This is a genomic window from Promicromonospora sp. NPDC110617, from assembly GCF_055598465.1.
The window spans coordinates 178842-194252 of sequence record NZ_JBVKBM010000001.1 but is presented as its reverse complement, the minus strand read 5'-3'; the positions used below and the strand labels follow the sequence as shown (position 1 = coordinate 194252).

Sequence of the window (15411 nt, the reverse complement as noted above, 5' to 3'; positions counted from 1 at the left end):
AGAAGGACTCAGCCGCCGCAACTTCATGACGCGGTTCTGAAAGAACTTCTTGACTGTTACCTTTCCGAGATCAAAACCGCCCCCCGAGCGCACGAAAGTGCATCTCAGGGGGCGGTTTCGCCCGCGGCCCGACCAGCCCCGGGACCGGTCAGGCCCCCGTGTGCTCCGCGTACTGCGCCGCGGTGAGCAGCTCGCCCGCGCCGGACACCTCGACCTTGAAGAGCCAGCCCTTGCCGTACGGGTCCTGGTTGACGATCTCCGGGTTGTCCACGGCCTCGGTGTTCACCTCGGTCACGGTGCCGCTCACCGGGGAGTAGAGCTCGGACACCGACTTGGTGGACTCGATCTCGCCCACCACGGAACCCGCCTCGATGGTGGCGCCCACCTCGGGCAGCTCCAGGTAGACCACGTCACCGAGCGCCTCGGCCGCGACGTCGGTCACGCCGATGACGGCGGGGGTGGACTGGTCCAGCCACTCGTGCTCGGTGGTGTACTTCAGGTTCTCGGGGAAGTCAGCCATGACAGCTCCTTGCGTGTAGGTCAGTTCTGAGGACGACGGTAGAACGGCATGGGCACCACCACGAACGGTTCGGCCCGGCCGCGCACGTCGACGGCGAGCTCGGTGCCCTCGGCCGACACCTCGGGCGTCACGTAGGCCATCGCGATCGGGTAGCCGAGCGTGGGCGACGGCGCACCGGACGTCACGCGGCCGACGACGGCGCCCACCTCGGTGCCGACGCCGCGCTGCACCACGTCGTAGTCCGCGCGCGCGGGGCGGCGCCCCTCGCCGCGCAGCCCGACGAGCACCCGCGCCGGCGCCGACTCCTTGCGTGCCGCCAGCGCGTCCCGGCCGACGAACGGGATGGGCGTGCCGTCCTCGGTCGCCTTGTCGAGCCGCACCACGCGGCCCATCCCGGCCTCGAAGGGCGTGGTCGTGGTGTCGAGCTCGTGGCCGTAGAGCGGCATGCCGGCCTCGAGCCGCAACGAGTCGCGGGCCGAGAGGCCCGCCGGGACCAGCCCGAGGGGCTCGCCCGCGGCGAGCAGGGCGCGCCAGAGCGCGACGGCCTTCTCGGCGGAGACCCAGAGCTCGAACCCGTCCTCGCCCGTGTAGCCGGTGCGGCCCACGAGGAGGGGCTCGCCCTGGAACCGCATGCCCATGCACGCGTAGTACTTGAGGTCGGCGAAGGCGGTGCCGCCCGAGATCTCGGCGTCCTCCACGAGGCCCTCGGTGGCGAGCAGGATCTCGACGGCCCGCGGACCCTGCACCGCGATCAGCGCCTGGCCCGGCTGGACGTCCTTGAGCACCACGTCGAACCCGGCGGTGCGCTCCTGCAGCTTGCCCAGCACGAGCTCGGCGTTGGCGGCGTTCGCGATGACGGAGTACGCACCGGGGGCGTCGTGGTAGACGATCAGGTCGTCCAGCACGCTGCCGTCCTCGGCGCAGATCATCGAGTAGCGGGCGCCCATCTCACGGACCTTCGAGATGTAGCCGACCAGCGCGTGGTCGAGGAACGCCGCGGCGTCCGGCCCCGTCACGTTGATGTTGCCCATGTGCGACAGGTCGAACAGGCCGGCAGCCTCGCGCACCGCGCGGTGCTCGGCCAGGTCGGACGTGTAGCGCAGCGGCATCAGCCAGCCGCCGAACGGCGTCATCGAGGCGCCGAGCGCCACGTGCTCGTCGTACAGCAGAGTCCTACGGTCCTCACCCATCGATCAATCCTCTCGTCGGCGACGTGTCAGACGTACGGGTCACCCGGGTGACCCGTACGTCTGACACGGGCGGCGTGTTCTGGCAGGTCACTCGGCGAAGGCCTCGACGGGCGGGCACGCGCACACGAGGTTGCGGTCGCCCTTGGCACCGTCGATGCGGCGCACCGGCGGCCAGTACTTGTTCCCACGGAGCGACGCCACAGGGAACGCGGCCAGCTCGCGTGAGTACGGCTTGGTCCACTCGTCCGTCATGACCGACGCCGCGGTGTGCGGCGCACCGCGCAGCGGCGAGTCCTCGGCGGTCCAGCGGCCGGCCGCGACGGCGTCGATCTCGCCGCGGATGGCGATCATCGCGTCGACGAACCGGTCGAGCTCGGCGAGGTCCTCCGACTCCGTGGGCTCCACCATGAGCGTGCCCGGCACGGGGAACGCCAGCGTGGGGGCGTGGAAGCCGTAGTCCATGAGCCGCTTGGAGACGTCCTCCGCGGTCACGCCGGTCTCGGCGGTGATCTTGCGCAGGTCGAGGATGCACTCGTGCGCCACCAGGCCGTTCGGGCCGGTGTAGAGCACGGGGAAGTGCGGGTCGAGCCGGCTCGCCACGTAGTTGGCGGTCAGGACGGCGGCCTTGGTCGCCTCGGTCAGCCCGTCCGGCCCCATGAGGGCCACGTAGGCGTACGAGATCGGCAGGATGCCGGCGGAGCCGTACCGCGTCGAGGCCACGGGGATGCCCGCGGCACCAGCGCTGGTCGAGCCCGTCGAGACACCCGGCGTCGGGTCGCCCGGGAGGAACGGCACGAGGTGCTCGGCCACCGCGACCGGGCCCACGCCCGGGCCGCCGCCGCCGTGCGGGATGCAGAACGTCTTGTGCAGGTTCAGGTGCGAGACGTCGCCGCCGAACTCACCCGGCCGGGCCAGGCCCACCAGCGCGTTCAGGTTGGCGCCGTCGATGTACACCTGGCCGCCGGCCTCGTGCACCAGGTCGCAGACCTCGCGCACGTGCTCCTCGTACACCCCGTGCGTGGACGGGTAGGTGATCATGATGCCCGCGACCTGGGGGCCGTGCTGGTCGAGCTTGGCGCGCAGGTCGTCGAGCAGGATCTCGCCGTCGTCGGCCGTGGACACCACGACGACGCGCAGGCCCGCGAGTGCGGCGGAGGCCGCGTTGGTGCCGTGCGCGGACGCCGGGATGAGCACGATGTCGCGGTGCTCCTCGCCGCGGGAGGCGTGGTAGCCCTTGATCGCGAGCAGGCCGGCGAACTCGCCCTGGCTGCCGGCGTTGGGCTGCACGGAGACGGCGGCGTAGCCGGTGATCTCGGCGAGCTGGGCCTCCAGCGCGGTGACGAGCTCGGTGTAGCCCTGGGTCTGGTCGACGGGGGCGTACGGGTGGATGTCCGCGAAGCCGGGCCACGAGATGGCCTCCATCTCGGCGGTCGCGTTGAGCTTCATGGTGCAGGAGCCCAGCGGGATCATGGTGCGGTCCAGCGCGAGGTCCTTGTCCGAGAGCTTGCGCAGGTAGCGCAGCATGCTGGTCTCGGAGCGGTGCTGGTGGAAGATCGGGTGGGTCAGGTACGACGTCGTCCTGGTCACCTCCTCCGGCAGGGCCGAACCGAGGACTGGGCCGGACACGTCGAAGGGCTCGTCCGAGAACACTGCGAGGACGTTCGCGACGTCCTGCGCCGTGGTGGTCTCGTCGGTACTGATCTGCACGTGGTCGGCGTCCGGCACGAACAGGTTGTACCCGGCGTCGGCCGCGGCACGCGCGATCTCCTGCGCCCTGCCCGGGACCGCGACGCGGACAGTGTCGAAGAAGACGTCGTGCTCGACCTTGACGCCTGAGGCGTGAAGACCCTCGGCGAGAGACAACGCGTACCCGTGGACCCGGGTAGCGATCGCCTTGAGGCCCTCGGGGCCGTGGTAGACCGCGTACATGCTGGCCACGATGGCCAGCAGGGCCTGGGCGGTGCAGATGTTGCTCGTGGCCTTCTCGCGGCGGATGTGCTGCTCGCGGGTGGCCAGCGCGAGGCGGTAGCCCGCGGCGCCGTCGACGTCGATGGAGACGCCGACCAGGCGGCCGGGGAGCTGGCGCTCCAGACCCTTCTTGACCGCCATGTAGGCGGCGTGCGGGCCGCCGTAGAACAGCGGGACGCCGAAGCGCTGCGCGGAGCCCACCGAGATGTCGGCGCCGAGCTCGCCGGGGCTGGCCAGGAGCGTCAGGGCGAGCAGGTCCGTGGCGACGGTGACGAGCGCCCCGGCGGCCTTGGCCTCGGCGATCACGCCGCGGGCGTCGAACACGCGGCCGGAGGCGCCGGCCTGCTGCAGCACGAGACCCACGAGCTGGCCGGCGGGCAGCTCGGCGGGGAGGCCCGCCTGCAGGCCGTCGGAGAGGTCCGCGACCACGACCGGGAGGCCGATCGCCTCGGCGCGGCCCTTGGCCACGGCGAGCGACTGCCCGAACAGGTCGGCGTCCAGGACGACGTAGCCCTCCTTGGCCCGCGAGGCGCGCCACATCAGGGCGACAGCCTCGGCGACGGCGCTGGCCTCGTCGAGCAGGGAGGCGTTGGCGATCTCGAGGCCCGTGAGGTCCTCGACCGCGGTCTGGAAGTTGAGGAGCGCCTCGAGCCGGCCCTGGCTGATCTCCGGCTGGTACGGCGTGTAGGCCGTGTACCAGGCGGGCGACTCGAGCACGTTGCGCCGGATGACGGCGGGCGTGTGCGTGCCGTAGAAGCCCTGCCCGATCATCTGGGTCTTGACCTGGTTCTTGCCCGCGAGCTCGCGGAGGTGCGCGAGCACCTCCGCCTCGGTGCGGGCGGCCGGCAGGTTCAGCGGCGCCTGGCTGCGGATCGCCTTGGGGACGGCCCGGTCGACGAGGGTGTCCATCGTGTCGATGCCGAGCTGGTCCAGCATGGTGCGGACCTCGCGGCCGCGCGGGCCGAGATGCCGGTCGGCAAAGACGTCGGGGTTGTGGGGCGTGCTCACGGCGGGCTCCTGGCTGTCCGAGGGCGTGGGGACGACTGCGGTCCCTCCCCGCTCTGTCATCGGACCCGTGCCCGCTCGCGGGCATGCGTCGACCTGAGAGTTTTGCCGGTCCGTCATGTTCCCTCCCGGACAGCGGGGAGGAGGGCGGGACGCGCCGGCTTGCACCGTCGGTGGAGCCGCCGCACCGGTTGCCCGGCGGCGGCTCGCTTTCCAGAGTTGCCTCGCCGCGGCGGTACGGGGGCCTGAGAGATTCCCGGGGAGGAAATTGCTCCTTCGGCGCCGGGTCGCGCGGCGTCTGGACGACGACGGCGCGGGGCCGGACTCTCCCGCCGCGGTTCTGGCGGCACGGTCCTGGTCGGGCTGATCGAGATCGAGCCGATCGAGCCAGGGCCGTTGAAGATGTTCAGTTATGCGGACATCGTAGCGGCGCGCGCAGGGTGGCGGCGCTACCCCAGGTCGATCTCCCGGGCCGCCACGACCATCTCGTCCACCACGGCCCGGACGATCGGGCCGGGCTCGTGCCGGTTCTGCCGGTGCCGCACCACGAGCCGCCGCGAGCCGAGCCCGGCGAGCGCCACCACGGCGACGCCGTCCGGCACCTCCTGCTGGAGGGCCAGGGCCGGCAGCATCGCGACGCCCTGGCCGGCGGCGACCAGGGAGATCGCGGTGTCGAAGTCGTTGTAGGCGTGGCGCGTCTCGAACGTGGTGCCGAGCTGCGCGGCGAGCCGGCTCGCGGCTCGCTCGGCCGCCGAGCCGGCCTGCGGGCCCACCCACGTGAGCGTCGCGAGGTCGTCCAGCCGCTCGGGCTCGGGCAGGCTGGTGGGGACCACGATGCGCCACGGCTCGTCGAGCAGCGGCACGTCGTGCGCACCGCGCGGGGCCGGGGCGTCCACGGCGACGTCGCGCTCCAGCACCACCGCGTCCAGGTCGCCGGCACGCAGCCGGCGCACGGAGTCGGTCGGGTCGTGCTCCTGCACGTCGACCTCGATGTGCGGGTGCCGTTCCGCGAGCGAGACGAGCATCGGCGCGACGACCGTGCGGATCGCCGTCTGGATGGACCCGACGGAGATCCGGCCCGTCAGCTCACCCTCCAGCGCGGCCACGGCCTGCCGCGCCTGGACCAGCTCCGCCTCGATACGTTCGGCCGCGTCCGCGAGCACCCGGCCGGCGGGCGTCAGCGTCACCCCACGCGGCCCCCGGTCCAGCACGTCGATCCCCTCTTCGGCCTCCAGCCGGGCGATCTGCTGGGACACGGCGGACGGCGTGACGTGCAGCAGGTCGGCCGCCGCGAGCACCCCGCCGGCACGATGCACGGCAAGGAGGAAAGCGAGTCTTCGCGGGTCAGTGGCCATGTAGCGATGCTACATCCCGGAGTCACAAACATTCGATTGTGCTGAAGGCGCAAGTGACTCATGATTGACCCTGGCAGCGGCTGGACCCAGCTCCTCCCGGACCGCCGGCCACCCCTTCCCCTGGATACCGGTTCTCGGTCTCCGCCACATCCTCGAATCGTTTCGAGCAGTTTCCCCAGGAGTTCCTCATGTCCCTCATGCTGGTCGTCACCGTCCTCGGCTGGGTTGGCGCCATCGCCGGCCTCGTGGCCTATGCCATGGTCAGCCGCGGGCGCTGGAGCGCCGATTCCCTCGCGTTCCAGGGCACCAACATGCTGGCGGCCGGGACCCTGCTGACGGTGGCCGCGGCGAACGGCATCTGGCCGTCCGCCGCGTCGAACATGGCCGCCATCCTCATCGGCGTGAACGCGGTGTACACCGTGGTGCGGGCCAAGAAGCGCGCCGCGAAGGAGGCGGCCGCGCTGCGGGTCGTCGAGGACGCCGTCGACACGGTGCCGGACCACGTCCCGGACCACCTCGCCGACCACGCACCCGCGCCGCGGCCCGCCGTCAGCTACCGCGCGTTCGCCGAGGCCGCCTGACGGCTCCCCCGTTCCCCGCTCCGTGGGATCCGGTGTCTCCCCCCGGATCCCGCGGAGCGCGTCCCGTTGCAGGGTGTGCACGATGTGGTGCGCTGGGGTCATGACCCCGCGCATCCGACAGGTGGTGTTCGACACCACCGACGCACGTGCACTCGCCGAGTTCTACCGGGAGCTCTTCGGGCTCCGGTACCGCCCTGGCGACGAGAAGCCGCCGGAGGGCGTGTCCGACCCGAACGGCAACGACTGGCTGGTCCTGCGCAACGACGACGGCGCGCACCTGGCGTTCCAGCAGGTGTACGACCTGCCGCGGTCGACCTGGCCGGAGTCAGGCATCCCCCAGCAGCTCCACCTCGACACGACGGTGCCGGACGTCGACGCGCTCGCCGAGGCACGCGACCACGCCCTCGCCCTCGGCGCGACGCTGCTCTACGACCGGTCGGACGATCCCGAGGAGCCGCTCTACGTCTTCGGCGACCCGATGGGCCACCCGTTCTGCGTGTTCGTGGGCTGACCGGCTCGGGCCAACGCCGAACGCGTGGGCGGACGCCGGACGCGTGGCGCTACGCCGTCGGACGGGTGAACGACACGTCCACGACCAGCGCGCAGTGGTCCGAGACCCCGGTGTCCACGACCCGGCCCTCCACGGAGCCGATGCCCCCGCCCGGGACGTCGCCGTCCGGCACCTGGGGCACGCCCTCGTCGAGGAGGACGTGGTCGATCTGGAACCGCGGGTCGTGCCGCGGGAACGTGTCGCCCGTCGCGAGGGGGCGCCAGCCGGTGCGGTCGGCGGGCACCGAGCCCCGCAGGTTGAAGTCGCCCAGCAGGACCAGGGGGCGTCGCAGCCCGACGAGCCGACGGCGCAGGTAGTCCACCTGACGTTCCGCGTGCCGCTCGCCCGCGGTGCCCCGGCGGTAGCCGGCGACCCGACGCGCCATCCCGCCCGCCCAGCTCACGGCGGAGAACTGATACACGCTCAGGTGCGTGCACACCACGGTGACCGGGCCTGACGGCGCGTCGACCCGGGCCGCGAGCGCCACTCGCGGCTCGTCCGTGCCGAGCTGGACGCGGCCCCACACCCAGGGCGTCGCGGGCGGCAGCAGCACGGTGTGCCAGCTCAGGACGGGGAACCGGGACAGGAGCGCGATGCCGTACCCGGGCGCGCCGGGCCGCTCCGCCCGGCGGGCGCGGCGTCGGATGCCGGGATAGCGGAACGGGCCGGCCAGCGCGGGCCGGAACCGGTGGTCGACGGCGCCCATCGCGGCCGCGCAGAGTGCCGCCTGGTCCGCGCCCCCGGATCGCACCTGCCCCTGGTCGACCTCCTGCAGCCCCACGATGTCGGCGTCGAGCGCGGCGACAGCCCGGGCAAGGCGGTCGTTGTCGACGCGGCCGTCCGGGCCGAGGCCGTGCTGGACGTTGAACGTGGCGATGCGCACGTGTCGATCCTGTCCTCGGCGTGCGGCGGGCGCCACCCCGGCTCGCGGGACCCGTGACCCGAACCTTTCTGCGGCGACCGTGCAACCTTTGACCCAGGTCCGCCGTAGTGGGTGGCATGACGCAGGAGAGCGGGGCGACCGTGGGCAACCTTCGGACGGGCGAGCCGTCGGGCGACGACCGGACGGGCGACGTGCAGGTCTCGGTGGTGCGCTCCCGCGACGCGGAGTTCACCGAGTTCGTCCGGGACTGCGGGCCGTACCTCTACCGGACGGCGTACCTGCTGTGCGGCGACCCGCACCGCGCGGAGGAGCTGGTCCAGTCGACGTTCGAGCGGGTCTACCGCACCTGGGCCAAGGTCAAGCCGGGCACGCAGCGCGCCTACGCGCGCCAGATCCTGGTCAACCTGCGGATCGACGGCTGGCGGCACACCCGCCGTGAGTCGTTCCCGGGCGACGACAAGATCCCCGTCGCGCCGGCGTCGGACCATGCCGGACACGTGGTGCTGCGCGACGAGCTGGTCCGAGGCCTGGCGCAGCTCCCGGTCAGCCAGCGGCGGGTCGTGGTGCTGCGGCACCTGCTGGACCTGCCCGAGGCCGAGGTCGCCCGAGAGCTCGGCATCGCCGTCGGCACGGTGAAGGCGGCCAACTCCCGCGGCCTCGCCCGCCTGCGGGACCTGCTCGTCGCGCAGACCGAGACGATCGAGCCCGCGACCTTCGACGAGCAGGCCGTGCTCGACCGGAGCCGGGCCGCGCTGCGCCGGCGCCGGGCCCGCCAGGCGGTGGGGGCCGCGTGCGTGGCGCTCCTGCTGGCGCTCGGGGTCGTGACGCGCGGGCCGGTGCCGCTGCCCGTCGTGGGTCCGGTGGTGCTGCCGGGCGGAGACCTGATCGCGCGCCTGCTCGACGACGGCCGCACCGAGGGGTTCACCCCGGGCCCGGCGCCGGACCTGGCGGGCGCCACCCCACTCGCCTGCCCCGAAGAGGTGCCCGCGCCGTCGCCGGCGCGACCCGCCGAACCGGGCGAGGACACCGGAGTGCTCGGCGGCGCCGCCGTCGTGGTCGACGCCGCCGACGCGCGCCCCTTGACCTGCTTCGACGTCAGCATCGAGGCGGTCACACCCGGCTCCCTCGACGACGCGGGGCTGCCGGTCGCGGCCGACGGCGACCCGCTGCCCGAGCCCCACGGGCTCTCGGACACCGGCAAGATCTGGAACTTCGACGACGCGCGCATCCGGACGAGCACATGGGCGGGTGACGGATCGATGTCATCCACCTCCCTGACGCGGTACCAAGGCCGGAGTACGTTCCCGACCGGCCTGGCCGTGACCGGGGAGCATGTGGTCTGGAGCGAGTACGGTGCGGCGGAGACGTCGCCGCGCCAGAGCTTCCTCCGTACGCTCAACCTCTCCGGCGACACCTTCACCACCGTGGTGGACCCCCTGGCCACCACCGAGGACAGCCTGTGGCTGCTGGCCACCACCCAGGACCGTGCCCTGTGGACGGTCGGGGCCACGGCTGACGACACCCGCCTGTTCACCACCACCCTCGACGGCGACGGCACGCCGACCGAGCTCGCGGCAGGCATCACCGCGCTCCCCTCGGCCGGCGTCACCGCGCTCGCCGCGGACGACGACGAGGCCGTCGCCGCCATCCGGACCCCCGGTGACGGCGGGACCAGCACGACGGCATTCCACCTGTTCGACACCGAGGCCGCCGGAGGCCTCGGTGGCAACCTGATCGCCGAGATCGATCATGACGCGTCGGTCCGGGTCACCGCGATCGCCATCTCGGACGACGTCATCGCGTGGACGGTGATGCCCGCCGACGCCGGATCCGGATCCGGCTCCCTCTACGTCCTCAACCGGGTCGGCGGCTTCGACAGCGTCGTACGGCTCCCCGACGGTGTCGTCGGCGACCTCCGCGCGTCGGGCAGCCTGATCTCGTGGACCAGCACCGACACCACCGCCCAGGACCCGAAAGACCTGGCCTACCTGTACCGCTCCGGGCAGTCGTCGTCCGGGTACGACGGTCCCGACCTCGCCCGCCTCCCGGGCGGTTCGGTGACGACGAGCGTGGCCGGCAACCGCACCGCCTGGCTCGAGACTGCGGATGCGCGCCTGTGGCTCGTCGAGGGCACCCTCGCCCCGTCGCTCGACCGCGGTTGACGGGCGCGTCCGGTCCGGCCGCGGTCGCCGCGGACCGTGTCAGAGGTCGCCGGGAGCGATCGGGGCGGCCAGGAACTCGTCGATCGCCTCGCGGGTGGGGAACACCGTCACGCCCGGGCCGGAGAAAAGGTGCACCAGCGTGAGGGCGATGTCCCGGACGGCGATGTTCGCCGCGTTCGACGCCTCGCGGAGCAGGTCGAAGGCCGCGTCCTCGTCGGCGCCGTAGACCACCATGAGCACGCCCTTGGCCTGCTCGATCACCGCGCGGCGCTCCGCCGACGCCCGGATCGAGGCCGTCGCGTCGCGGGCCGCCGCCTCCCGCTGCGAGTCGGTCACGTCGATGAAGTACCCGAACAGCTCGGTCACCCGGTCGGTCTCGGGATCGCGCCGCCCCTGGCCCGTCACCGCGAGCGTCCGCGTCTCGCCGTTGGCGTCGAGGATCCGGTGCACCGAGCTGAAGGGCTGTCCGGTCTCGGCCGCCTCCCGCAGCACGCCGTCCACGCGGGCGCGGTCGTCGGGGTGCTTGTGGGACAGCATCAGCGGAGTCGTGGGCACGATCTGACCCGGCTGGAAGCCGTGCATCTCGTACACCTCGTCAGACCATTCCCACTCGCCCGTGGCCAGGTCGAGCCGGTACCGACCGACCGGGGACGACTTGCCGGCGGCGAGCACCTGCTCGACGCCGTCCACGATCGCGGGCTCGCCGGGAGTCGATGAAGAGTTCACGAAACTCCTTGCAGGGTGATGTTCCGGGCCTGGTGGGACCGAGAGTACGGGATGTGCGGCCTGACGAGGCACGGGCTAGCGTGAACAAAGGTCGAAGAAGATCGCGTCGGCCGGGACCTCGCACGACGACGGAGGACTACGTGAGCCATGAACAGGCGTTCCCACCGCAGCAGCAGACCCCGCCGGGCGCCACGGACCAGATGGTCCCGACGCCCGACCACGGCGAGACGAGCTACGTCGGCACCGACAAGCTCCTGGGCCGGAAGGCCTTGGTGACCGGCGGCGACTCGGGTATCGGACGCGCGGTCGCCATCGCGTTCGCCCGGGAGGGCGCCGACGTCGCCATCTCCTACCTGCCCGAGGAGGAGCACGACGCGCGGGCGACGGCGGAGTGGGTGCGCGAGGCAGGACGCCAGTGCGCGCTGCTCCCGGGTGACCTGCGGGACGAGCCGACGGCGCGTGGCGTCGCGCACCGGGCGGCGGGCGAGCTGGGCGGCATCGACGTACTGGTGAACAACGCGGGCTACCAGATGGCGCGCCGCGAGTCGGTCGCGGACGTGACGACCGAGGAGCTCGACCGCGTGCTCAAGACCAACCTGTACGCCCTGTTCTGGGTGACACAGGCCGCGCTCGGGCACATGGGCGAGGGCGGCGCGATCATCAACAACTCGTCGATCCAGGCCTACCAGCCGTCAACGTCGCTGCTCGACTACGCGGCCACCAAGGCCGCGATCAACAACATCACGGTGAACCTCGCCGCCGAGCTGGGGCCGCGCGGCATCCGCGTGAACGCGGTGGCGCCCGGGCCGATCTGGACGCCGCTGCAGCCGGCCACCCAGCCCGAGGAGAAGATCGAGTCGTTCGGCAGCGACACCCCGCTGGGCCGGGCGGGGCAGCCCGCCGAGGTCGCGCCGGCGTTCGTCTTCCTGGCCTCGCCGACCACGGCGTCGTACGTGTCCGGGACGGTGCTCGGTGTGACGGGCGGCAAGCCCGTCTTCTAGGAGCGGGCCGAGGAGCGGTCGGCCGGCGCGATCACCTCGACCGTGCCGTGCTCGCCGTCCACCCGCACCAGGTCGCCCGTGTGCAGGCGCATCGTCGCGTTGCCGCACCCGACGACCGCCGGGATGCCCAGCTCGCGGGCCACGATCGCGGCGTGCGAGAGGGGCGCGCCGACGTCGGTCACGACGGCGGCGGCGCGCGGGAAGAGCGGCGTCCAGCCCACGTTGGTCACCGTGGTGACCAGCACCTCGCCGGGCTCCAGCGCCTCGCCGTCCTCCACCGAGCGCACCACCCGGGCGACTCCCTCGGTCACGCCCGACGCCCCGGGGAAGCCCCGGACCTGGTCGGAGCGTGCGGACTCCCGGCCGTGCTCGTCGTAGACGTCCGACCGCCGGTCGGGGTCGGCGGCCCACCGCACCGGGTCGAACCGGCCACGGATCACGGCCGGGTACGCCGGCAGGCTCCGGTACAGGTCGTAGGTGGCGCGGCGCACGGGGACGACCTCGCGCCCGCTCTCCCCGGTGCGCGACCCCGTGCCGGCGCGGAGCACGTCGAGCAGCTCGTCGACGGTCAGGTAGAAGACGTCGTCGCCGAGGCCGGTGAGATCGCCGGCCCGCACCGCGAAGGCGCGCAGGGCCCAGAACGTGCGGATCACCTCGGACCGCGCCCGCTCCCGGTCCCGCGCGTTCCGGGCCCACCGGTCGAGCTGGCTGCGCAGGCGTGCGGCCTTGCGCGGCGACAGACGTTCGAGCCGCTCCCAGACGGCGGCCCGCGCCCCCTCCTGCCGGTCGAGCAGCGCGTCGACATCGGTCCCGGCCGCCGCCGCGATCTGCCGGTCCAGCCAGGCGGGGTCCTCCGCCGGGCGCGGCCGGGAGACCTCGAACTCGTCGACGCACCGGTGCCCGTACCGCGTCACGTACGTCTCGCGGTCGAGCCGCCCGAGGGCCACCTCGCGCAGGTTGACCAGCGTCTCCATGCTGGCCAGGTGCTGTCCGCCGGAGGACAGGCCGGACGTCAGGGTCTCCGTGTCGGCGTCGCCGAGCAGCGTGCGCAGGTCGCGGCGCAGCGTCAGCAGCTTGGTGCCGTCCTGCCGGGCGGCGCCGCGCAGCACGCGCGAGGAGGCCTCCAGGTAGGGGCCGAGCTCCGCGGTCCAGAACTCCGCCAGCCCGGCCGGGTCGCCGACGTCAGCCGCGCGCCGGCGCAGGTCGGTGCCGCGCTGCTCGGCGGTGCCCAGGAATCCCGGCACGGCGCGGACGTCGCGCACGAGCGACGTGAGGTTCCGCCCCACCATCGGGAGGAGCCGCCGGAGCAGCTCCCCGCGGCCGATCGGGACCACCGGGATGTCGGGCTGACCCGGGAGCCGCCCGAACACCTCGCGGTACGCCGCGTCCACCGCCTTGCGCATGCCGAGTGCCTGGGCGACCGTCTCGGTGGTGCTGAGGTTCATGTAGAACCGGCCGCCGATGGTGCCGTACGCGGGGACGCCGATATCCGTGTCGGCCATCGCGTTCGCCATGAAGATCCGGACGAGCGACCAGGTCAGCGGTGTCATCACGCTGGGCAGCGCCTCGCCCAGGTTCGCGTTGGTCCACAGGAAGTCGCCCAGCAGGCTGTCGTTCCACACCTCCGTGACCGCGACCTGGCCCGCCGCACCCGTGACGGGGCGCGCCTGGAGGATCGCGGGGGCGCCGTCGTGCAGCGCCCACTCCACGTCCATCGCCACGCCGTACAGCTCCTCGATGCGGACGCCGAGCGCGGCGAGCCCCGCGGCCTGCTCGTCGGTGAGTGCGGGCTCGTCCCGCAGCGCGGCGGGGACCGGCTCGTTCCGGGTCCCGTCGGGGGTCCGCACCGTGCGGACCTCCTTGGTGCTCACCGTGCGCTCCACCGCGCCGCCGACCCGCGCCACCAGGAAGGTGTCAGGCGTGACCTGCCCGCCGACCACGGCCTCACCCAGCCCCCAGGTCGCGTTGATCAGCACGCGGTTGCGGGAGCCGGTCATCGGGTCGACTGTGAACAGGATGCCGGCGGCGTCGGCGTCGACCAGCCGCTGCACCACCACCGCGAGGGTGACCTCCTCGGCGGGGATGCCATGGCGCGCGCGGTAGCCGATCGCGCGCGCCGTCCACAGGGAGGCCCAGCAGTCCCGGACCGCCCGGAGCAGGGCGTCCTCGCCCCGGATGTTGAGGAACGAGTCCTGCTGGCCGGCGAACGACATGCCCGGGAGATCCTCAGCCGTGGCCGAGGAGCGGACGGCGACGGCGGGGGCGTCGTCCGGGGTGCCCGCGGGGGCGCCGTCCGCGGCGCGCAGGCTTGCGTACCCGGCCCGGACGGCGTCGGCGACCGCCGCCGGGATCTCCAGGCCGGCGAACACCGCAGCGATCCGGGCCGCCGCGGCCTCGTGCGTCTCGGGGCGGTCGGGGTCCACGTCCCGGGCCGCGGCGACGATCGCCTGCTGCGGCGCTCCGGCGACCACTGCCCGGTAGGCATCCGTGGTGACGTGGAAGCCGCCGGGAACCGGCAGGCCGGCGGCGGCCAGGCGGGCGAGGGACGAGCCCTTGCCGCCGGTCGCCGCCAGCTCCACCGCCGCGGGATCCGCGAGCGGCAGCGTGAACGAGTGCGTGACCTCGGTGCTCACGACGGGTCTCCTTCTGCTGGCGTGGGGTCTTCCTCGGGCGTGGGGTCTTCTTCCCCTGGGAGGTCGTCGTCGGGCGGGAGGTCGTCGCCGAGCGACTCCCGCAGCCGGGCCCGCGCCACGGCGTAGGCCTGGTCGACGAAGGCGCGGGTGGCGTCCGCGCAGACGACGCGCGCGGCGTCGGACGGCGGGTGGTCCGCGGCGAAGGCGCGCGCGAGCGCGTCGCCGATCAGCTCGCCGGCGCGTTCGTCGGACACCCGGAGGGAGTCGGGCATCATCCGCAGCGAGACGAGTGAGCCGTGCAGCACGGCGGCGACTAGGGTGAGGTGGTCCTCCAGGCTGAGGTCGTCCCGCACCAGGCCGTGCTCGCGAAGCGTGGCGAGGTACGCGCCGAACGGCGCCACCATCTCGGGCGTGGTCGTACTGGTCTGCTTGCGGGCCACGAGCTTGCCCAGCACCGCGGAGTCCTGGACCATCGCGGCCTGCAGCAGCGGACGCCGGTGGAGCTCGTGGGCGAGCAGGCCGAAGAGCCCGGGCAGGGTGGCGGACCCCGGGTCCTCGCGGAGCCGATTGCGGACGGCGCCGACCATCTGCGCCCGGTCCCACCGCATCAGGGCGGCGAACAGGTCCTCGCGGCTGCCCCAGTGCAGGTAGATGGTGCCCTTGGCGACTCCGGCGAGCCGGGCGACGTCGTCGATGGTGGTCTTGTCGTAGCCCCAGCGCAGCACCAGCTCGGTGGCGGCGTCGAGGATCCGCTCCGCGCGTTCGAGCCTGCGCTGCGCGGTACCGCGTCGCTGCGTCGTCGTCGCGCCCATGCCTGGTGCCTCCACCCCGGCCTCG

Annotated in this window: 12 protein-coding genes and 1 riboswitch; of the genes, 4 read left to right on the top strand and 8 right to left on the bottom strand. The window is 73.1% G+C overall.

Features of this window, described 5'->3' with window-relative positions:
• Positions 1-148: 148 nt before the first annotated feature.
• From gcvH to ACZ7LE_RS00795, 4 genes are all read right to left on the bottom strand, one after another.
• Positions 149-520 (bottom strand): glycine cleavage system protein GcvH, encoded by a 372-nt coding sequence (gene gcvH, locus ACZ7LE_RS00810; RefSeq protein ID WP_377229829.1) that lies wholly within the window; start codon positions 518-520, stop codon positions 149-151.
• A gap of 20 nt (positions 521-540) precedes the next feature.
• Complete coding sequence (gene gcvT, locus ACZ7LE_RS00805) at positions 541-1710, bottom strand: glycine cleavage system aminomethyltransferase GcvT (protein ID WP_470401509.1); 1170 nt, start codon at positions 1708-1710, stop codon at positions 541-543.
• Positions 1711-1797: 87 nt separating this feature from the next.
• On the bottom strand, positions 1798-4746 hold the full coding sequence (gcvP, locus tag ACZ7LE_RS00800; RefSeq protein WP_470401508.1) for an aminomethyl-transferring glycine dehydrogenase: 2949 nt from the start codon (positions 4744-4746) through the stop codon (positions 1798-1800).
• 160 nt (positions 4747-4906) lie between these two features.
• Positions 4907-5025: riboswitch (glycine riboswitch) on the bottom strand.
• 107 nt (positions 5026-5132) lie between these two features.
• On the bottom strand, positions 5133-6038 hold the full coding sequence (locus tag ACZ7LE_RS00795; protein ID WP_285100610.1) for a LysR family transcriptional regulator: 906 nt from the start codon (positions 6036-6038) through the stop codon (positions 5133-5135).
• 188 nt (positions 6039-6226) lie between these two features.
• Between ACZ7LE_RS00795 and ACZ7LE_RS00790 the strand changes: the two genes are divergently transcribed.
• Both ACZ7LE_RS00790 and ACZ7LE_RS00785 read left to right on the top strand, forming a co-directional pair.
• Positions 6227-6619 (top strand): CBU_0592 family membrane protein, encoded by a 393-nt coding sequence (locus ACZ7LE_RS00790; RefSeq protein WP_470401507.1) that lies wholly within the window; start codon positions 6227-6229, stop codon positions 6617-6619.
• Between the two features lie 100 nt (positions 6620-6719).
• Positions 6720-7130 carry a VOC family protein gene (locus ACZ7LE_RS00785; RefSeq protein ID WP_470401506.1) on the top strand — a complete coding sequence of 137 codons (411 nt, stop codon included), beginning with the start codon at positions 6720-6722 and terminating at the stop codon, positions 7128-7130.
• 49 nt (positions 7131-7179) lie between these two features.
• Here the strand turns inward: ACZ7LE_RS00785 and ACZ7LE_RS00780 are convergent, their stop codons facing one another.
• Entirely contained in the window at positions 7180-8052 is an 873-nt protein-coding gene (locus ACZ7LE_RS00780; protein WP_470401505.1) for an endonuclease/exonuclease/phosphatase family protein, read from the bottom strand.
• A gap of 116 nt (positions 8053-8168) precedes the next feature.
• Here ACZ7LE_RS00780 and ACZ7LE_RS00775 point away from each other — a divergent pair, with 116 nt between their 5' ends.
• Positions 8169-10214, top strand: coding sequence for a SigE family RNA polymerase sigma factor (locus tag ACZ7LE_RS00775; protein WP_470401504.1), 2046 nt, complete (start codon positions 8169-8171; stop codon positions 10212-10214).
• 39 nt (positions 10215-10253) lie between these two features.
• Here the strand turns inward: ACZ7LE_RS00775 and ACZ7LE_RS00770 are convergent, their stop codons facing one another.
• A complete protein-coding gene (locus ACZ7LE_RS00770; protein ID WP_470401503.1) occupies positions 10254-10940 on the bottom strand; it encodes a PAS and ANTAR domain-containing protein in 687 nt (228 codons plus the stop codon).
• Between the two features lie 200 nt (positions 10941-11140).
• Between ACZ7LE_RS00770 and ACZ7LE_RS00765 the strand changes: the two genes are divergently transcribed.
• Complete coding sequence (locus tag ACZ7LE_RS00765) at positions 11141-11941, top strand: SDR family oxidoreductase (protein ID WP_470403261.1); 801 nt, start codon at positions 11141-11143, stop codon at positions 11939-11941.
• On the opposite strand, the gene ACZ7LE_RS00760 is transcribed toward ACZ7LE_RS00765, so the two are convergent.
• Together ACZ7LE_RS00760 and ACZ7LE_RS00755 are read right to left on the bottom strand one after the other, a co-directional pair.
• On the bottom strand, positions 11938-14574 hold the full coding sequence (locus ACZ7LE_RS00760; RefSeq protein ID WP_470401502.1) for a PEP/pyruvate-binding domain-containing protein: 2637 nt from the start codon (positions 14572-14574) through the stop codon (positions 11938-11940). The two genes, ACZ7LE_RS00765 and ACZ7LE_RS00760, sit on opposite strands and share 4 nt — an antisense overlap.
• Complete coding sequence (locus ACZ7LE_RS00755; protein WP_470401501.1) at positions 14571-15386, bottom strand: TetR/AcrR family transcriptional regulator; 816 nt, start codon at positions 15384-15386, stop codon at positions 14571-14573. Before ACZ7LE_RS00755 ends, ACZ7LE_RS00760 begins: the two co-directional genes overlap by 4 nt.
• Positions 15387-15411: the final 25 nt, after the last annotated feature.